The organism is Xanthomonas bromi (genome assembly GCF_900092025.1).
Lineage (GTDB): Bacteria > Pseudomonadota > Gammaproteobacteria > Xanthomonadales > Xanthomonadaceae > Xanthomonas > Xanthomonas bromi.
This window is the reverse complement of sequence record NZ_FLTX01000011.1, coordinates 75,908-94,581: the sequence shown is the minus strand read 5'-3', so window position 1 is coordinate 94,581 and position 18,674 is coordinate 75,908. Positions and strand designations below refer to the sequence as shown.

Genomic DNA, 18,674 nt, shown 5'->3' with positions numbered 1-18,674 from the left:
TCAAGCGAGGCCATCTTCGACCAAGGCAGAGCGCGGCACAATCTGGTCGCGCGTATTGAACGTCGGAACGCTGAATGTGTCTGGCTTGCGAGGCGAGGCAGTCCACGGCATTGCGTTTTCGAGCCCCAGAAACCAGAAGACCCCCGATTGCTCGGAGGTCTTTTTAAACTGGTGCCCAGAAGAGGACTCGAACCTCCACGAAGTTGCCCCCGCTAGCACCTGAAGCTAGTGCGTCTACCAATTCCGCCACCTGGGCAGGTGAGCCGCAAATTTTGCGGCCTCTCGCCAAGCTTGTCAACCGGTTGTGCGTGGCAATCGGCAGTCGCTGCCTCGACCCTGCTGCCCATCTCGCTGCGCCAACGGGTACCATGTAAGCAATGACAAAGAAAAACACCCCAGATTCCGATCGGCCGAGTCGCCGCAAATCCACCAGCGCAGGCGAGTCCAGCACCGCCGAGCAGCAGAAGTTGCCAGGCTGGATGCCGGACTTCCTGGTCCGCGCCGCCGCCGGTGCATCGACCAAGTCCGCCAATAAGCGCGCTGCCGACAAAGCCTCCAACGCCGCGCCGCAACCGCCGGCCGCATTGCCAACGCCGCCGGCCCCGCGCGCACCGCATCCGCGCAAGAGTGGTCCGCCTGCGCCGCCGCCGGAACGCTTCCAGGCCGCCGCGCCGCCTGCTGCCGAATTCAAGGATCCGCACGCCGACCGCGAGGCGCTGCGTTATGCAGAGCCGATCGCCAGCCGCGAGGCCATCCTGCAGTTGCTGGAAGCCTGCGACGGCCCGCAGACCGCCGAAGAAATTGCCGAGCAGTTGGGCCTGAGCGACCGCATCGATGCGCTGGGCAAGCGCCTGGCCGCGATGGTGCGCGAAGCGCAACTGGTGCAGAACCGCCGCGGCGGCTATGCGCCGGTGCAGCAGACCAGCCTGATCGCCGGCGTGGTGATCGCCAACCCGGAAGGCTTCGGTTTCCTCAAGCCGGACGAGGGCGGCGACGACCTGTTCCTGCCACCGTTCGAAATGCGCAAGGTGATGCACGGCGACCGTGCATTGGCCAACGTCACCGGCATCGACCGCCGCGGCCGCCGCGAAGGCGCCATTGCGCGCGTGCTGGAACGCCGCATGTCGCGCATGATCGGGCGCTTCTTCTACGAGCACGGTGTGGCCTACGTCGACCCGGACGACAAGCGCGTGCAACGCAACGTGCAGATTGCCCCGGATGGCATCGGCGAGGCGCGCGAAGGGCAGTTGGTGGTGTGCGAACTGATCGCGCCGCCGGACGCGCGCCGCCCGGCCATCGGCAAGATCATTGCGGTGCTGGGCGACAAGCTGACGCCGTCGCTGGTGGTGGAAATGGCCATCCACGGCCATGAATTGCCGCACGAATTCCCGCAGGACGTGCTGGACGAAGCGGCCGCCGTGCCGCTGGTGGTCGAGCCGCAGATGATCGGTGGGCGTGTGGACCTGCGGCAGATGCCGCTGGTCACCATCGACGGCGAGGACGCCAAGGATTTCGACGACGCGGTGTATTGCGAACCCAACGCCGACGGTTTCCGTCTGGTGGTGGCGATCGCCGACGTGTCCAACTATGTGCGTCCCGGTACGCCGCTGGACGACGAAGCGCAAAAGCGTGCGACCTCGGTGTATTTCCCGGGATTCGTGGTGCCGATGCTGCCGGAAACCTTGTCCAACGGCATCTGCTCGCTGATGCCCAAGGTCGACCGCATGTGTTTCGTCTGCGACATGCAGGTGGGACGCGATGGCGAAGTGACCGGCTCGCGGTTTTACGAAGCGGTGATGAATTCGCACGCACGCCTGACCTATAACCAGGTCTGGAAGGCGGTGGGCGAAGACGATGCTGATACCAAGGCCTTCATCGGCCCGTTGCTGCCGCAGGTGCAGCGCCTGCATCAGCTCTATCACCTGCTGTCGAAGGCACGGACGCATCGCGGTGCGATCGAGTTCGAAACCTCCGAAGTGCGCTTCGTGCTCGACAATACCGGCGAGGTGACCCAGGCCGGCATGCTGGTGCGCAACGACGCGCACAAGCTGATCGAAGAATGCATGATCGCCGCCAACGTCGAGGCGGCGCGTTATCTGCTGAGCATGCATGTGCCCGCACCGTACCGTGTGCATGAGCGCCCACCGGAGAGCAAGTTTGAGGACCTGCTGGAGTTCCTCAAGGAATTCCAGCTGAGCCTGCCGGCGTGGAGCAAGGTGCGTCCCGGCGACTACACCAAGCTGCTCAAGAAGGTGCGCGCGCGCCCGGACGCGGCGTTGCTGGAATCGGTGCTGCTGCGCAGCCAGAGCCTGGCGGTATATTCGCCTGAGAACAACGGCCACTTCGGTCTGGCGTTGGAGGCGTATGCGCACTTCACCTCGCCGATCCGCCGTTACCCGGACCTGCTGGTGCACCGTGCGATCAAGCACGCACTGACCGCCGCCAGCCCGGAAAAATTCATCTATACCCCGCGCCAAATGGCGGCGCTGTCGCTGCAGTGCTCCGAGCGTGGGCGACGTGCCGACGAAGCCGAGCGCGAAGTGGACGAGCGCTACCGCGCGGCGTGGATGGAAAAGCATGTGGGTGGCCAGTTCGATGGCGTGATCAGCGGCGTGACCGGATTCGGTCTGTTCGTGGAGTTGACGCAATCCAAGGTCAACGGCCTGGTGCATGTCACCCAGCTGCCGCAGGACTATTACCAGTTCGATCCGATCCGCAAGACGCTCAGCGGCGAGCGCCGTGGCCGCGAATTCCGTCTGGGCGACCCGGTCCGCGTGCTGGTGCTCAAGGCCAGCATGGAAGAGCGCAAGATCGACTTCCGCCTGGCCGAGGATGGCGCAGCGCCGGAAGCGCCGTTGCCGCCACGCGAGAAGCCGACCAAGCGCAAGAAGAAGTCGTACTGAGTGAAGGCGCTGCGGGCCGCCGAAACGGCAGCCCGCGCTGCGGCGAGGCGGTAATCAAGCGGCTACCAGAAGTTGGGACTAGTCCTTAGTGGGTGTGGGCCGCGCTGATAAACCGCCGCGTGCGAGCGGTAGCTGCCGACTCCGAGGACTGATCGCGCTCGCCTGACGGTGAGGGCAGTCGTTGTGACTGTTCGAATGCCGGTGTGGTCAGTGCGCGTGCTGTTGGTCGGCAATGGCGTCCGTAACAGGCTGACGTGTGGAGCAGGCGATGGAGACTTCAAGCGAATACAGCGGTGGCTGCCAGTGCGGGGCCGTGCGTTTTCACGTGCGCGGCGCGTTGGTGCACGCGTCGATCTGTCACTGCCGGATGTGCCAGAAAGCCTTCGGTGCGTATTACGCACCGCTGGTGTCTGTGCGTGGCACCGAGTTTCGCTGGACCCGTGGCGTGCCCAAGCGCTTTGCATCCTCATCGGTCGTGCAGCGCGGGTTTTGCGCCGATTGCGGCACGCCGTTGACGTACGAAGCGCCAGATGGCGTGGCGGTTGCGGCTGGTGCATTCGATACGTCAGAGCAGTTGCCGCCGCATATCCAGTACGGTTTGGATCGCAAGCTGCCCTTCGTCGATAGCTTGGCGCAGCTGCCCACGCGGCCACCTGAGGACGATGCCGCTGCCGAGGCTTTTTTGGCCAGCGTGGTAGCGCGGCAGCATCCGGATCACGACACCGCGCAGTGGCCGGCGTAAAGGGCCGTGCTGGTGTCGTTGTGCGGTTGATCGCTGCATGCGAGCATCAACGGCGTCACCCGGCTCTGGTCAGTCGCCGCGGAGAGATGCGCCAGTGCACCATCTGGCAGCCATCCATCGGCATGATCCTCTGCGCCGCGAGCATGCGTTCGATGCAGGCGCGCCAGCTAGACCCGCAAACTCTCTGTGTCCAGCGCCAGCGCGGTATCGCCTCGTTGACGTCGCCTAACTTCCATGCGCCGGCCGTGACGTGACAGGCCGCAGGCCCTACCATTCCCCTTTATCTCTTCCCATGCCCTCGCAATGAGCAAGCAAAACCAGTGGATCGTCGGCGTCAATGCCGTCGCCTCGTCCGTCGAGAACGACGCCGATAACGTGCGCGAAGTATTGATCGAGGCCGGCAGCAAGAACCCGCGTCTCACCGAGATCGAGGAACAGGCGCGCCGCAAGGGCATCGACGTGCGCCGGGTCAATACCCAGGCGCTGGACGGCGTGGGCGGGCAGGTGCGTCATCAGGGCGTAGCCGCGCGCTATGCCGCGGCGCGGCTATGGGCAGAGAACGAACTGGAAGGACTCGTCGAAGCCGCCGAAGGGCACGCGCTGGTGCTGATCCTCGACGGCGTGCAGGACCCGCACAATCTCGGTGCCTGCCTGCGCAGCGCGGCCGCTGCCGGCGTCACCGCAGTGGTGATTCCCAAGGACAAGTCGGCCACGGTGAATGCCACCGTGCGCAAGACCTCCGCTGGTGCGGCCGACCGCATTCCGGTGGTGGCGGTGACCAATCTGGCGCGTTGCCTGCGCGATCTGCAAAAACAGGGCGTGTGGCTGTATGGCCTGGCCGGTGAAGCAGAGGCGTCGTTGTACAGCGTGGATCTGCGCGGCAATGTCGGGCTGGTGCTCGGGGGCGAGTCCGATGGCCTGCGCCGTCTGACGCGCGAGCACTGCGACGGCCTGGTCAAGATTCCGATGCCGGGCGAAATCGAAAGCCTCAATGTGTCGGTTGCCACCGGTGTGACCTTGTTCGAAGCAGTGCGCCAGCGCCTGGGCGCGTAATGGCGCGTGCGTCAGGGTCGAGCGCACGGGTGCTGGCTTCTATGCCGCACGCGCATTGCGCGATGCGCATCGCCTTGCGTTCCTTCTCGTTCCGTTGCCCATGGGTCTGTGCGCACTATTTCGCGCGGTTGCCTGGCGCGAGGTGTTAGCCGGTCCACGCATAGGGCCTAGCAGCAAGCCTTTCGACTTAGAACTACCCGCGCGCGAACGCGTCGCAGCGTTTTTGCCCACCATACCGTCAGTGAATGGCGTGTTGTGTGTAATGAACGATGGGGTGGGCGTCTGGCAAACAGGCGAGAGCAGTTGCGGCGTCCAGGCGTCAGCACGACGAAAACACAGACCGCCGCGGCATTGGCTCGGTCTCAGCGCCTGTCTGCTCTTGGCGTTTTGGTCGCTTGCCGCAACTGCGGCGACCCCTGGAACCGCACGGTTACGCGACTACGCCATCGATAGTTGGAGCTCGCGCAACGGGCTGCCGCACAACTCCTTGCGTGGCATCGCCCAGACCCGCGACGGGTATCTGTGGTTTGCCACCTGGGAAGGCCTGGTGCGCTACCACGGGCTGGAGTTCAGCGTGATCGATCGCAGCACGCGCCCGGGGCTGCCCGATAACGGCGTCGGCGCGCTGTATGTGGATCGCGATGGCGCGCTGTGGCCGAGCGATGCGCGCGGCAATCTGGTCCGGCACGGCGCCGATGGGCAGTGGCAGCAGTGGCAACGGCGGGGGCAGTGGCCGCAGGCGTTGATCCACGCCATGACCATGGACGCCGAAGGCCGCATGTGGCTGTTGTTCGAAGGGCATGGGTTGTGTTGCCTATCGCCGGATGGGCGTTTCGATTATTTCCCGCCGGCCGATGGGGGGCCGCTGCAGAGCAGCTTTCAGCGCATGGTGTTCGATGCGCAGGGGCGCTTATTGATCGGCACCTTCGATGGGTTGATCTACCGCGAAGCGGATGGGCGCATGCATCGCGCGCCGGCCGCCTTCGGCTTTCCACCGAGGTTGGCATGGCCATATCGCGCCACGGACGGCACGGTGTGGGTGGTTGCAGGCGATCAGCTCTACCGCGTGCAAGGCGAGCGCGCCGAGCGGGTGCATCGGGTGCCGGGGCAGGGCCACTTCACCGCGATGCTGCAGGATCGCCACGGCGATCTATGGCTGGGTAGCGAAAACCAGGGATTGCTACGGATCGGGCCGTATGGCGTGGAGCATCTGCCGGCCGGTCGCAGCCTGCCGACAGGGCGCATCGTCAGCCTGCGCGAAGATGCCGAAGGCAATATCTGGGTCGGCGCCAACGGCGGTCTGTTCCGGTTGCGCGAAACCTTGTTCACGAGCTACAGCCAGCGCGACGGATTGAGCGGCGACTACAGTCGCGCACTGCTGGAGGACCGCGACGGCAGTCTGTGGATCGCCGGAACCGCCGGCCTGGACCGGATGCTGCCGGACGGGCGCATCGTGTCGATGCCGGTGGTCACACCGTCCGGACGGCGCCTGTCGGTGCTCAGTCTGGCGCTGGACCGGCACGGCGACCTTTGGGTGGGAACCTACGCCGATGGCGTCTTCGTGTTGCGCGGTGGACGGCTGCTGCGTCATTACGACGAGGCCGACGGCATTCCCCTCGGGCATATCCGCGCGATCGTGATCGACGACCACGATGCGGTCTGGCTGGCAACCCAGCGTGGCGTGGTGCAGCTGGTGGACGGCAAGCGCGCGGCCTTGGCGGTCGAAGGGTTACCCACGGGCGTGGTGACGGCACTGGCCAGCGTCGATGGCGCGTTGTGGATCGGCTCGGTCGACGGCGCGGCGGTGCTACGCAACGGCAAGCTGCAGCAGTTGAATCTGGAAGGCCTGGGCGGGCGCGCAGCGTGTTCGGTTTTCAGGCCATCGGCGACGCCATGTGGATCTCGACCGATCGCGGCCTGTATCGCGAGCGCAATGGCGTTCTCGCACGCGTGGGTCTGGAGCAGGGCATGCCGGTGGACACGGTGTTCCATGTCGTCGAAGACCGGCTTGGCAATGCGTGGATCAGCAGCAATCGCGGCATGCTGCGCATCCAATTCAAGGCGCTCGATGCCGTTGCCGATGGGCACGGCACGCTGGCCATCGAGCGCTATGGCGAGATCGATGGCATGGGCAATGCGCAGGCCAACGGCAGTTCCGGCCCCAGCATGCTGCGGCGTGCCGACGGCACGGTCTGGGTGGTGACAGCCGGCGGCGTGAGTATGGTCGACCCGGCACGTCTGCAGCGCTTCCGTGAACGTCGCTCGCCGCCGGCAGTGATCGAAAGCGTGCAGCAGGATGGCCGCCCGGTGTCGCGGCGTCAGCGCGAGCAACTGGCTGGCGGTCACCGCTTGAACGTGTCCTACGTCGGCATGAGCTTTCTGCTGCCGGAGCGGATCGAGTACCGCACCCGCCTGGATGGCCTGGACACCACCTGGACCGAACGTGGTCGGCAGCGCAGCGTGGAGTTCATCGGCTTGCCGCCCGGCCGTTATCGCCTGCACGTGGCCGCGCGCCATCCGGGCGTTGCGTGGAGCCCGCGCGAAGCGGTGTGGGCGTTCGAGGTGTTGCCGTTGTGGTGGCAACGCCAGGATGTGCGCCTCGCCGCGGTGCTCGGTGCGATCCTGGCGCTTGCCTTGCTGTATCGCCTGCTGCTGCATCGCTACACGACCCATAACGCGCGCTTGGCCGAGCTGGTGCGCAAACGCACCGAAGACCTGCAACTGCAGGCGCAGCGCTTGCTGCAGGCCAACCAGGAAAAGAGCGAGTCGTTGACGCGCCTGCGCATCAAGTCCGATGTCTTCGAGCGCCAGGCGCACGAGGATGCGCTGACCGGGCTGCCCAACCGTCGCCACTTCGATGAAGCGCTGGCGCGCGACATCAGCCGCGCACGGCGCAGTGCGCGGCCGCTGGTGCTGGCAATTCTGGATATCGATCACTTCAAGCGCATCAACGACCATTACTCGCACGCCAGCGGGGATGCGGTCCTGCACGAGGTGGGAGTGCTGCTCACCGCGGCCGCGCGCGCCTCGGATCTGCCGGCTCGCCTGGGCGGTGAAGAATTCGCGCTGCTCTTGGCCGACACCACGTTGGACGAAGCGCAGGCGCTCTGCCTGCGCATTCGCGCGCTATTCCACGCCCGTCACGACTGGCGCAGCGTGGAGGGCTTGCAGGTGACCTTCAGCGCCGGCGTGACCGAGCTACGCGATGACGACACCGGCTCTTCGCTGATGCAGCGGGCCGATCACGCCTTGTACGAGGCCAAGAGCGCTGGGCGCGACCGGATCTGTGTGGGTTAGCGGCGGGGAATCGGGAATGGAGAATCGGGAATCGCAAAAGCGGTGCCGGTATGTCCTTTTACTACGGGAGACGGCGCCCGCAGGGCGGATGAGGGAACGGAGGCGCGCAGTGGTGCAGCGTTGGCTAATTCGCGATCGCGATTGATGGGAGTGCGCGACTAGCGCTGCTAATGAAGGAAAGCTTTTGCGATTCCCGATTCCCGATTCCCGATTCCCGATTCCCGAACTCAAACCGGTCCCGGCCAGGCGTTGGCGATCTTGCAGAACAGGCGGGCGGTCTGTTCGGTGTCGTAGACCGCGCTGTGCGCGTCGGCGGCATTCCAGTCCAGGCCTGCGGCCTGGGCGGCGCGTGCCAGCACGGTCTGGCCATACGCCACGCCGGCCAGTGTCACCGTGTCGAACACGCTGAAAGGATGAAACGGGTTGCGTTTGTGGCCCACGCGCGCCACGGCAGCGTTGAGAAAATTCAGATCGAAATGCGCGTTATGGCCGACCAGGATCGCGCGCTGGCAGCCGTATTTCTTCACTGCCGCGCGGACCGGTGCGAATACATGGTCCAGCGCGTCCTTTTCCTGTTTCGCAAGGCGGAACGGGTGGTCGAGCACGATGCCGGTGATTTCCAGCGATTTCGGGTCGATCTCCAGCCCGGGTGCAGGGACCAGGTGCGCACTGGCGGTCTCGCCGGGGAAAAAGCGTCCGTCGGCATCCATTTCGATCGGCACGCAGGCGATTTCCAGTAATGCGTGCCTGTTCCAGTCGAACCCGCCCGTTTCTACGTCCACCACCACGGGCAGATAGCCGCGAAAGCGGCGCGACATCGGCAAAAAGGAGGGGGTAGGCTGCACATCGACCGGTTCGTTCATCCGCATAGCCTAGCAGGTCGCACCCCGGGCTCTGTCAGGGGGCGCAGGCTGCACTCGCTCTGGTGGAAAGTGCGATGCATCAAGAAGGCGTCGCAACCAAGCGCGTGTCGGGCGTTGTGAACTCGCATCACTGCCAGCCAGTGCCTGCGAGGCCTGAGCGCCGACCTGACGGCCTGACGGCCTGACGGCCTGAGCATCGATCATACAACGTCAGTCTCCCCAGACCGACCATTAAAAAGGCCCGATCCGCGTTATCACGGACCGGCCTTTCTAACGACCTGGTGAGCTGGCGCTTAGCGACCAGCGACGACGCTGGCGATCAGCCCGGTGGCCACTGCGATCAGCACGTAGGTGTTGTCCACGCGATGCCATTCGTGCCCACGCGGCGGCGGCTTGAGGTGGTGCCTGTGGTAGTCGGCAACGCGGCTGCCATGATGGTCAGGTGCCAGCCGCTCGCCGCGGCAATACGGCGGGCCAGGCGGTCGTTGCGGTGAGCATCATGATGCGCGTCGTGGCGATCATCGCGCCTGTCCTCGTGCCTGCCATCGGGATGGTCGTCATGGCGGTCTGGGCCATGGTCGTCGTGCCGCTGCGCGTCACGGTCACTGTCGTGATCGCGGTCGTCGTGCTGCTGCGGCGCTGCCAACGCTGCGCCAGAAGTCAGCAGCGACAACGCCATGAAACGCCATGAAAGATCCAACGAAACGTTTCATCAGCAGACTCCGCTTCACAGGAAATGCCTGCGCAATTCCACCGTAGGAATTTGAAGCTGAAGACGTAATGAAATAAAGCGTTCCCGCACCTGTTTCCGGCGAGCACGGCAGCGATGCAGCGCTGCCGCGGCTCAGATGACGCCGGTGCTGCTGGTGTCGTCGCGCTTCAGGCGCGGAGGCAGCGGCTGCTCGCCATGCACCAGGAACCACACGTTCTCGGCGATGTTGGTGGCGTGGTCGCCGATGCGTTCCAGATTCTTTGCCATGAACAGCAGATGCGTGCACGGAGTGATATTACGCGGGTCTTCCATCATGTAGGTGAGCAACTCACGGAACAGCGCGGTGTACTGCGCATCCAGGCGTGCGTCCTCGTCGCGGACACGGATCGCGGCATTGGCGTCCTTGTCGCGGTACGCCTGCACCGCTTCGCGCACCGCATCGGCCGCCATCTGGCCGAGTGCGCGCAGGCCCACGGTCTGCGGCAGCGGCGGTGCGGAATTGAGCGCGATCGAGCGCTTGGCGACGTTGGCTGCGTAATCGCCAATGCGTTCGATATCAGCTGGAATGCGCAGGCCGGCAAGAATTTCGCGTAGATCGCGCGCCATAGGGCCGCGCAGGGCCAGACGCATGACGTCATGGCTGATCGCATGCTCCAGCGCGTCGATCGCCTCGTCGTTGACCACGATGCGATGTGCGGCATTGTCGTCGCGACGCTCCACCACATCCAGCGCCGCTTCCAACTGCGCCACCGCCGTGTCGCCCATGCGCACGATCTCTGCGACAAGACGCTGCTGCTCCTCGTCGTAGCTTTTGACGATATGGTCGTTGAGGTGCTGGTTCATCGTGATCTCGATTCGTGGCAGTGGTGGATGTCCGCCGTAACCTTGGCGACATGGCAAAAGGTGCAAATGTCGTGCCGGGCGGTGCGACGGAACCGCGTCAATACGGCGTTGCGCTGGCGCGTCTTACATCAACCGAAACGGCCGGTGATGTAGTCCTCGGTCTGCTGCTTGGACGGCTGCGAAAAAATGGTTTCCGTGCGGTCGTGTTCGATCAGATCGCCCAGATACATGAAGGCGGTGTAGTCGGACACGCGTGCGGCCTGCTGCATGTTGTGGGTCACGATCACGATGGTGTATTCGCGCTTGAGCTCTTCCACCAATTGCTCGATACGGCTGGTGGAAATCGGGTCCAGCGCCGACGTCGGTTCGTCCAGCAACAACACGTCCGGGCGCAGTGCCACCGCACGTGCGATGCATAAGCGTTGCTGCTGGCCACCAGACAGGCCCAACGCGCTTTGCCCCAGCTTGTCCTTGACCTCGTCCCACAGCGCGCCCTGACGCAGCGCATGCTCGACGCGGTTCTGCATGTCGGCTTTGGACAATTTTTCGTGATGGCGGATACCGTAGGCCACGTTCTCGAAGATCGTCATCGGAAACGGCACCGGCTTCTGGAACACCATGCCCACCTTGCTGCGCAGGCGGTTCATCGGGTACTTCGGCGACAGGATGTTTTCGTTGTCCAGCAACACCTCGCCACGCGCTTCCATCTTCGGATAGAGCGCGTAGATACGGTTGAAGATGCGCAGCAAGGTCGACTTGCCGCAGCCCGAGGGGCCGATCAAGGCGGTGACGCGCTTCTCCGGGATCTCGATGTTGATGCCCTTGAGCGCGTGGTACTTGTCGTAATAGAAATCCAGATTGCGTGCCGCCACCTTCACCGGCGCCTGCGCCGTCTGCGCCCCCGTGGCGGCCGGAACCGCGATGCGATGCATCGGCTTGGCGTTTTGGAGATCGTTCATGTCGGGTGTCCGGAAGGAAAGGTCAGTCATTGGAGATCTTGTTGCGCAAGAGCAGGGCGCGCGCACTGGTGCTGACCAGCAACACGAACACGGTCAGCACCAGTGCGCCGGCCCAGGCCAGGGTCTGCCAGGTGTCGTACGGGCTGCCAGCGAATTGATTCATGATCACCGGCACGCTGGCCATCGGCTGGAAGATGTTGCTGTTCCAATACTGATTGCCGAATGCGGTGAACAGCAGCGGTGCGGTTTCGCCGCTGATGCGCGCCAAGGCAAGCAGGATGCCGGTGAGGATGCCGGCCGAGGCGGCGCGATACAGCACCTGTACGGTGACTTTCCACTGCGGGATGCCCAGCGACAGCGCCGCTTCGCGCATCTGCGCCGGTACCAGTCGCAGCATTTCGTCGGTGGTACGCACCACCACCGGCAGCACGATGAAGGCCAGCGACAGCGCACCGGCAAACGCCGAGAAGCGCCCGCCGGTCTGCATCACATACAAGGTGTAGACGAACAGACCCAGCACGATCGATGGCGCCGACAACAGGATGTCGTTGACGAAGCGCACCACCAGGCCAGTCTTGCGCGCATTGCCGTATTCGGCCAACCAGGTGCCAGCCGCGATACCCAGCGGCGTACCGATGGCCAGCGCCAGCCCGCACATCACCGCACTGCCGAAGAAGGCGTTGAGCAAGCCGCCTTCCTGCATCGGTGGCGGTGTCATCTTGGTAAACAGATTGAGATCGATCCCCGGCACGCCCTTGGACAACAGGGTCCACAGGATCCACGCCAGAAAGAACAGGCCAAACAACGCGGTGACGCACGACAGCAGCAACGCGATGGCGTTGGTCACCCGGCGGCGGTTGTACAGCGATTGCGAAACCGAAGCGGCGGACATCAGTTGCCCTCCCGACGCGACAGCTGCATCAGCATGAAACGTGCGATCGCCAGTACGATAAAGGTCACGATGAACAGCACGAAGCCCAACAGCAGCAACGCCGACCGATAGGTCTCGGTGGCCTCGCCGAAATCGTTGGCGATCAATGCCGCGATGGTCGTGCCAGGCTCCAGCAAAGACGGCGACAAGCGCACCGTGTTACCAACCACGAACGCTACCGCCATGGTTTCGCCCAGTGCACGGCCTAGTCCCAGAAACACCCCGCCGATCACCGCCGAGCGGGTGTACGGCAACACGATGTCCCAGCTCACTTCCCACTTGGTCGAGCCCAGCGCGTACGCCGATTCCTTCAAGCGTGTGGGGACGGTCAGAAACACTTCGCGCATCACTGAGGAGATGAAAGGAATCACCATGATCGCCAGCACGAAGCCGGCGGTCAGCAGGCCGATGCCCAGCGGCGGGCCCTGAAACAAGGGGCCAATCAGCGGCAACGTGCCGAGATGGTCGTTGAGCCATGGCGTCACATGCTCGGTCATCACCGGCACCAGCACGAACAGGCCCCACATACCGTAGATGATCGACGGGATGCCGGCCAGCAGTTCGATGGCAGTGCCGACCGGGCCACGCAACCAGCGCGGCGCCACTTCGGTGAGAAAGAACGCGATACCGAAACTCACCGGCACCGCAATCAGCATCGCGATCAAGGCAGTGACCAGGGTGCCGTAGATCGGTGCCAGTGCACCGTATTTGTTTTCGACCGGATTCCAGTCGGAGGAATAGAAGAAGCTCAGACCCTGCATCTGCAAGGCATGGCGTCCGCCCCACAGCATCGACAGCGCCGCGCTGCCGAGCGCCAACAGGACGAACACGACCGTGGCGGCCAACGCAAGCTTGAACAGGCGATCGGCGCGTGCGTCGCGCAGGTCGCGGCCGCGTGGTGCGGTCATCGCTTCGGGAATGGCGGTGGCATTCATTCGATTGGACTCGTCACCCGCGCAACGCGGGAGCGTGAGACAGCAGGAACAGCGAGGCGCCATCAGGCACCTCGCCGCAGCGCATCCCGCCGCATGGGCGGGTGCAGGGCATTACTTGAACTCGCTGCCCCAATAGGCTTCGATCTGCTTCACCAATTCCGGCGGCAGCGGCACGTAATGCAGTTCGCTGGCCTGAGCCTGGCCGTTTTCCAGCGCCCACTTGAAGAAGTCCAGCGTTGCCTTGCTGCGCGCCGCATCCTTGGCCTGCTTGTGCATCAGCATGAAGTTGGTGGCGGTGATCGGCCACGCCTTCTCGCCCGGTGCATTGGTGATCACCAGGTTGAAGTCCTTGGCATTGGCCCAGTCGGCGCTGGCGGCAGCGGCGGCAAAGCTGTCTGCATTCGGCTCGACCCACTGGCCTGCCGCGTTCTGCAGCGAGGTGTACGGCATCTTGTTCTGCAACGCGTAGGCCAGCTCGACGTAACCGATCGAGCCCTTGATCTGCTGCACGTACGAGGCCACGCCTTCGTTGCCCTTGCCGCCCACGCCGCCCGGCCACTGCACGGAGGTGCCTTCGCCGACCTTGCTCTTCCACTCCGGGCTGACCTTGGACAGGTAGTTGGAGAAGTTGAAGGTGGTGCCCGAACCATCCGAGCGATGCACCAGGTTGATCTTGGTGGCCGGCAGGGTCACGCCCGGGTTGGCCGCGACAATGGCCGCGTCGTTCCACATCGTGACCTTGCCCAGGAAGATGTCGCCCAGCAGGGCGCCGGTCAGGCGCAGCTTGCCCGGTGCCATGCCTTCCAGATTGATCACCGGCACCACGCCGCCAATGGCGGACGGGAACTGGCCCAGGCCGGCCTGCTGCAATTCAGCGCTGTCCAGCGGCTTGTCGGTCGAACCGAAATCCACCGTGCCGGCCTTGATCTGCGCAATGCCGCCGCCGGAACCGATCGACTGGTAGTTGACCTTGTTGCCGGTGGCGGCGTTGTAGTCAGCCGACCACTTGGACACCAGCGGATAAATGAAGGAAGCGCCGGCACCGGAGATCTCGGCGCCCTTGCTGTCGCTGGCGGAGGCGCCTGCGGTTGGCGCTCCCTTTGCGGCGTCGCCGGACTGAGCGTCCTTGCCGGGCGAGCACGCGGCCAGGGCAAGGGCGATGGTAAGGGACAGGGCGGTCAGGCTGGCCGACTGCAATTTCATGGAAGCTCCGAGGCTGGATTGGCCGGGTACCCGGCAGACCACGCTATGAAATGATGTTTTTGTTACACGTGCATGACAGTGCCTTTCGGCCAAGGCATCACAAAAAAAAGAACGCGGACCGCGGAGGGCGTCGTACCCTCCGGGATCCGCGTCCCGGGGCCGACGCCGGGGAGAGAGACGGCGTCGTTCCTTTGCTCGTTTTCGTGTCTGCCGCCAGGGCGGCAATACACGCTGTAGCCGTGTCAGCTTGGGTGGGGCAGGGCAGTCGGCATGGGGCGATGGCCCATGCCGGTTGCTGCGGCATCGCTTGCCGCGCCTACGCCACCTGGCCCGCGTTTGTGCTTAGTGCGGCAGGTTCTTGGCCCAGTACGCTTCGATCTGGGTCGCCAGGGTGTCCGGCAGCGGCACGTAGTCCAACTGCTTGGCCTGCGCATCGCCCTTGGTGTAGACCCAGCGGAAGAATTCCAGCGTGTTCTTCAGACCAGCCGGGTTCTTCGGCTTCTTCTGCACCAGGATGAAATTGGTCGCCGTGATCGGCCAGGCGTTATCGCCCGCAGCGTTGGTCATCACCAGGTAGAAGTCCTTGCTGTTGGCCCAGTCGGCGCTGTTGGCAGCGGCGGCGAAGGTTTCATCGGACGGCTGCACGAACTTGCCGGCCGCATTCTTCATCGCGGTATAGGCCATCTTGTTCTGCAGCGCATACGACAGCTCGACGTAGCCGATACCGCCCTTGATCTGCTTCACGTACGCGGCGACGCCTTCATTGCCCTTGCCGCCGATACCGGTCGGCCACTGCACGGCGGTGCCTTCGCCGACCTTGCTCTTCCAGTCCGGGTTGACCTTGGACAGGTAGTTGGTGAAGTTGAAGCTGGTGCCCGAACCATCGGAGCGATGCACCACGGTGATCTTGCCTTCCGGCAGCTTCACGCCCGGGTTGAGCGCAGCGATCGCGGGGTCGTTCCAGGTGCTGACCTTGCCCAGGAAGATGTCGCCCAGGGTCTTGCCGTCCAGCTTGAGCGCACCGGCGGCGACGCCGGGCACGTTGACCACCGGCACCACGCCGCCGATCACCGAGGGGAACTGCGCCAGGCCGGCTGCTGCCAGTTCTTCCGGCTTGAGCGGAGCGTCGGAGGAACCGAAATCCACGCTGGCCGCCTTGATCTGGGCAATGCCGCCGCCCGAACCGATCGACTGATAGTTGACCTGCTTCTTGGTGGCAGCGTTGTAGTCGGCCGACCACTTGGACATCACCGGGTAAATGAACGATGCACCGGCGCCGGTGACATCGGCGGCCTGGGCGCACAGCGCCAGCGAGGCGGCGAGGATGCCGACGGCCAGACGGGCCTTGAAGGAGTGGATCACGGAACAGCTCCTGTAGCGAAGGGATGAGGACGGCCCGCAGTGGTGACATTGCAGGGCAACGGCATGAGCACGCGGTGTCTGGAAAATGACACGGCGATGACGACGTTGCGCCGTCGGATGTTCAGAACAGTAAAGAGTGGCGGCTGCCGCGTTGCGCTTACCAGTAGAACTGCGCGCGTGCTTCGATGATCGACGGGTTGTCGTCGACCAAGCCACGCGTGGAGCTGTTGTAGCGCGTGCTGTCGACCTTTGCGTAGTCGAGGGCGAGCTTGAAGTTGGAGCGCCAGTACCAGTTTGCGCCAACCGTCCAGACGTTCATCTTGCCGCCAAGCACGCCATCGACGAACGGCGTGTTGCCGTTGGCGACCAAGTGGCCGTCGTTGAGGTCCAGGCTGTCGTAACGCACTGCCAGCTGCCACATGCCCGATGCCGGTTCGTTGGGCAGCGGGGTGGTGGGCACGCCGGCCTTGTAACCCCAGGTTTCGCCGGTGAGGTTCCAGACGCCGCTCACGTACCAGCCATCGCTCTTGTAGTCGTGTGCATTGGCTCCGATGCGATTGGCATTCTCCTGGAAGTACTCGCTCTGCACCTTGAACGGCCCGGTGATCCACATCGCTTCGGCACCGGCGACACCGACGTTGTCCACATTCGTGATCGCGCCGCTGTCGATCAGGCGAACGGTGGTCAGGTCGGCGTCGGGACGGGCGCGCAGGCGCAAGGTGTCGTCGTCGGTGTCGTAGGCCAGGTAGCTGAGACCGAAATGCAGCACGTTGCCGGTCTCGTTGATCGGCGCCCAGGTGCCGCGCGCGCCATAGCCGCTGCCGTGCGCCTGGTTACGGGTCAGCTCGCGGCCGAACGCACTGGCGGTCACGCTCCAGTTGTTGTCGCCCATGCCATAGGCCACGCCCAGGCGGCGCGAGATGCCATAGGTATTGGTCACCGACGCCTTGGAGACGAAGTCGTTGTTCTTGGTGCTGGACAGTTCTTCCAGGCTGTTGGGCTGCTTGAACTGACCGATCTGCAGGTAGTTGTTCGCATTGCCGCCGAACTTGTACTTGACGTTGTTGTCCAGGAACCGGCCTGTGCTGCGAATGGTGGTGCCGCGGACGGTCACTTCCTTCAGCACGCTCGGGTCGTACCCGGCCACCCATTCGAAGTTGCCCGGACCCTTGCCCTTGAGCACCAGTTCGGCGCGGCGGATGCTGAATTCGGAATTGTCGCCGTTGGCACCGATCGGACCGTTGAGGTCCTGCACATCGTTGTGGAACCAGTTGCCGTCGGCCTGCACCAGGCCTTCCAGCGAGATTTCCGAACCGCCGATCACATCGATGGCGATTTCGGCGTGTGCCGCTGGAGCGGCGAGCGCCAGCAGCAGCGCGGAACCAAGCAGGGTGGGAGCGAGTTTCATAGATGCCTTGCGACCTGAGAAAGTGGGCGCAGGCTATGATGTGAAAGTTGCGTTAATGTGACAAAGCGACAGAAATGCAACAATTGATTTTTGCCAATAAAGACAAGAGTTTACGAGTTTTTTAACTGTGTCGCTGTGTGTCAAAATACTGAACGAGCACGTTGTATGACAGCGCCTCGCATTCGTCCTAATCGCTTGAATTTACGGGCTGCATGACGAAAGGCTTGAACTGCGGTCATTGCAGCCTGAACATATGTGTCAATTTGTGCGATGCACCACTTGCATACACACTCTCTAAATTGTTAAATTCGAGGCAATGTTTCCTCGATTCCTCCAACTGCTGCTGGTCTGCCTGCTCGCGCTTACCGTGTGGTTGGCAGCCAACGACCACGTGCGCGTTCAAGACGCGTTGGTGGGCGACGGTTTGGCGGTGATGGTGGATGCTGGCGAAGAACGCGATGCAGCTGAAGATCCGCAGGTCGATGGCGATACACAGAGCCAAGTCGATACACACCCTGCAGACGATATCCCCTTGCTCTCCCAAGCATGGCCGATGCTGGTGCGGTATTCCCCTTCTTGGCACGCGCATCATGCGCCGGCAAATCAAAAACGCGACCTGATCCCACAACTGCGTCCTCCAAACGCACTGCTTGCCTGATCCCCGCTGTCGCTGTACCCGGTGCTTTCTGCGCCGGATTTCCGATTGATTTGTTGTCTTTGCAATTCGCGGTTTGCGCCGCGAACGGCTATTTCGTTGCCCAGAGGAATCTCCCATGGAAAGTTTGCTAGAAGGTTTTCGTCATTTCCGTAAGGAAGTGTATCCGCGCCAGAGTGCGCGCTTTCAGGAACTGGCAGGCGGCCAAAGCCCGCATACGCTGTTCATTACCTGCGCAGATTCGCGCGTCATGCCGGAGTTGATCTTCTCCGCGCAACCAGGCGAGCTGTTCGTCTATCGCAACATCGGCAATGTGGTGCCGCCTTATTCGCAGCACGTCAGTGGCGTGGTGGCCGCGATCGAATACGCCATCGCGGTGCTGGGCGTGCGCCATATCGTGATCTGCGGTCATACCGATTGCGGCGCGATGAAGGCCGTGCTCAAGCCGGAGTCGCTGGAAGACGTGCCCTCCGTTGCAGCGTGGCTCAAGCACACCGATGCGGCGCGTCACGTCACCGCGCATCACGGCCACGATCCGCACAGTCAAGAAGCGCTGAGTTGCATGACCGAAGAGAACGTGGTCTCGCAATTGGATCATCTGCGTACGCAGCCGGTGGTCGCAGCGCGTCTTGCCGCAGGCACTTTGCGGATCCATGGTTGGATCTACGATATCGCCCATGGCGATATCCGCGCCTTCGATGCCGAAAAGGGTGGCTTCCGGCCGCTACTTGACGAAAGCACTCCCGAAGCCACTCCACGTCCGCGACTGCAGCAAGTCGTGCGCGCTGAACTGGCCTGACGGAGCCCA

The 18,674-nt window shown here is 63.6% G+C and carries 13 protein-coding genes, 1 tRNA gene and 2 pseudogenes; 6 read left to right on the top strand and 10 right to left on the bottom strand.

The window, feature by feature from the left end; genetic code table 11:
* Positions 1 to 169 precede the first annotated feature (169 nt).
* A tRNA-Leu gene (locus tag XBLMG947_RS04580) sits at positions 170 to 256 on the bottom strand.
* Positions 257 to 377: 121 nt separating this feature from the next.
* On the opposite strand from XBLMG947_RS04580, the gene rnr reads away from it, so the two are divergent.
* From rnr to XBLMG947_RS04555, 4 genes and pseudogenes are all read left to right on the top strand, one after another.
* Positions 378 to 2,903 carry a ribonuclease R gene (gene rnr, locus XBLMG947_RS04575; RefSeq protein ID WP_065466593.1) on the top strand — a complete coding sequence of 842 codons (2,526 nt, stop codon included), beginning with the start codon at positions 378 to 380 and terminating at the stop codon, positions 2,901 to 2,903.
* A gap of 268 nt (positions 2,904 to 3,171) precedes the next feature.
* Complete coding sequence (locus tag XBLMG947_RS04570) at positions 3,172 to 3,645, top strand: GFA family protein (protein WP_065466592.1); 474 nt, start codon at positions 3,172 to 3,174, stop codon at positions 3,643 to 3,645.
* Positions 3,646 to 3,948: 303 nt separating this feature from the next.
* Positions 3,949 to 4,698, top strand: a complete 750-nt coding sequence (rlmB, locus tag XBLMG947_RS04560) for a 23S rRNA (guanosine(2251)-2'-O)-methyltransferase RlmB (protein ID WP_065466590.1) — start codon at positions 3,949 to 3,951, stop codon at positions 4,696 to 4,698.
* A 262-nt stretch (positions 4,699 to 4,960) separates the two neighbouring features.
* Positions 4,961 to 7,995 (top strand): annotated as a pseudogene (locus tag XBLMG947_RS04555) (diguanylate cyclase domain-containing protein).
* A 227-nt stretch (positions 7,996 to 8,222) separates the two neighbouring features.
* Here the strand turns inward: XBLMG947_RS04555 and rnt are convergent.
* From rnt to XBLMG947_RS04510, 9 genes and pseudogenes are all read right to left on the bottom strand, one after another.
* Positions 8,223 to 8,864: a ribonuclease T gene (gene rnt, locus XBLMG947_RS04550; protein WP_083992853.1), complete on the bottom strand. Its 642-nt coding sequence runs from the start codon at positions 8,862 to 8,864 to the stop codon at positions 8,223 to 8,225.
* Positions 8,865 to 9,151: 287 nt separating this feature from the next.
* Positions 9,152 to 9,571, bottom strand: a pseudogene (locus XBLMG947_RS04545) (RcnB family protein).
* 131 nt (positions 9,572 to 9,702) lie between these two features.
* Positions 9,703 to 10,413, bottom strand: a complete 711-nt coding sequence (phoU, locus tag XBLMG947_RS04540; protein ID WP_065466588.1) for a phosphate signaling complex protein PhoU — start codon at positions 10,411 to 10,413, stop codon at positions 9,703 to 9,705.
* Between the two features lie 128 nt (positions 10,414 to 10,541).
* Positions 10,542 to 11,372, bottom strand: a complete 831-nt coding sequence (pstB, locus tag XBLMG947_RS04535) for a phosphate ABC transporter ATP-binding protein PstB (RefSeq protein ID WP_065466587.1) — start codon at positions 11,370 to 11,372, stop codon at positions 10,542 to 10,544.
* Between the two features lie 22 nt (positions 11,373 to 11,394).
* Positions 11,395 to 12,264: a phosphate ABC transporter permease PstA gene (gene pstA / locus XBLMG947_RS04530; protein ID WP_065466586.1), complete on the bottom strand. Its 870-nt coding sequence runs from the start codon at positions 12,262 to 12,264 to the stop codon at positions 11,395 to 11,397.
* Positions 12,264 to 13,238 carry a phosphate ABC transporter permease subunit PstC gene (gene pstC, locus XBLMG947_RS04525; protein ID WP_065466585.1) on the bottom strand — a complete coding sequence of 325 codons (975 nt, stop codon included), beginning with the start codon at positions 13,236 to 13,238 and terminating at the stop codon, positions 12,264 to 12,266. Before pstC ends, pstA begins: the two co-directional genes overlap by 1 nt.
* A gap of 111 nt (positions 13,239 to 13,349) precedes the next feature.
* Entirely contained in the window at positions 13,350 to 14,441 is a 1,092-nt protein-coding gene (gene pstS / locus XBLMG947_RS04520) for a phosphate ABC transporter substrate-binding protein PstS (RefSeq protein WP_065466584.1), read from the bottom strand.
* 342 nt (positions 14,442 to 14,783) lie between these two features.
* A complete protein-coding gene (gene pstS / locus XBLMG947_RS04515; protein WP_065466583.1) occupies positions 14,784 to 15,803 on the bottom strand; it encodes a phosphate ABC transporter substrate-binding protein PstS in 1,020 nt (339 codons plus the stop codon).
* Between the two features lie 157 nt (positions 15,804 to 15,960).
* Positions 15,961 to 17,211: an OprO/OprP family phosphate-selective porin gene (locus tag XBLMG947_RS04510; protein ID WP_065466582.1), complete on the bottom strand. Its 1,251-nt coding sequence runs from the start codon at positions 17,209 to 17,211 to the stop codon at positions 15,961 to 15,963.
* 337 nt (positions 17,212 to 17,548) lie between these two features.
* On the opposite strand from XBLMG947_RS04510, the gene XBLMG947_RS04505 reads away from it, so the two are divergent.
* Positions 17,549 to 17,869, top strand: a complete 321-nt coding sequence (locus XBLMG947_RS04505; RefSeq protein WP_181093103.1) for a hypothetical protein — start codon at positions 17,549 to 17,551, stop codon at positions 17,867 to 17,869.
* A gap of 115 nt (positions 17,870 to 17,984) precedes the next feature.
* Complete coding sequence (locus tag XBLMG947_RS04500; protein WP_065466580.1) at positions 17,985 to 18,665, top strand: carbonic anhydrase; 681 nt, start codon at positions 17,985 to 17,987, stop codon at positions 18,663 to 18,665.
* Positions 18,666 to 18,674: the final 9 nt, after the last annotated feature.

Excerpts from the sequence above, each read along its gene's own strand:
- rnr (WP_065466593.1), top strand. The coding sequence starts at position 378 with ATGACAAAGAAAAACACCCCAGATTCCGATCGGCCGAGTCGCCGCAAA.
- XBLMG947_RS04570 (WP_065466592.1), top strand. The coding sequence starts at position 3,172 with ATGGAGACTTCAAGCGAATACAGCGGTGGCTGCCAGTGCGGGGCCGTG.
- rlmB (WP_065466590.1), top strand. The coding sequence starts at position 3,949 with ATGAGCAAGCAAAACCAGTGGATCGTCGGCGTCAATGCCGTCGCCTCG.
- rnt (WP_083992853.1), bottom strand. The coding sequence starts at position 8,864 with ATGCGGATGAACGAACCGGTCGATGTGCAGCCTACCCCCTCCTTTTTG.
- phoU (WP_065466588.1), bottom strand. The coding sequence starts at position 10,413 with ATGAACCAGCACCTCAACGACCATATCGTCAAAAGCTACGACGAGGAG.
- pstB (WP_065466587.1), bottom strand. The coding sequence starts at position 11,372 with ATGAACGATCTCCAAAACGCCAAGCCGATGCATCGCATCGCGGTTCCG.
- pstA (WP_065466586.1), bottom strand. The coding sequence starts at position 12,264 with ATGTCCGCCGCTTCGGTTTCGCAATCGCTGTACAACCGCCGCCGGGTG.
- pstC (WP_065466585.1), bottom strand. The coding sequence starts at position 13,238 with ATGAATGCCACCGCCATTCCCGAAGCGATGACCGCACCACGCGGCCGC.
- pstS (WP_065466584.1), bottom strand. The coding sequence starts at position 14,441 with ATGAAATTGCAGTCGGCCAGCCTGACCGCCCTGTCCCTTACCATCGCC.
- XBLMG947_RS04510 (WP_065466582.1), bottom strand. The coding sequence starts at position 17,211 with ATGAAACTCGCTCCCACCCTGCTTGGTTCCGCGCTGCTGCTGGCGCTC.
- XBLMG947_RS04500 (WP_065466580.1), top strand. The coding sequence starts at position 17,985 with ATGGAAAGTTTGCTAGAAGGTTTTCGTCATTTCCGTAAGGAAGTGTAT.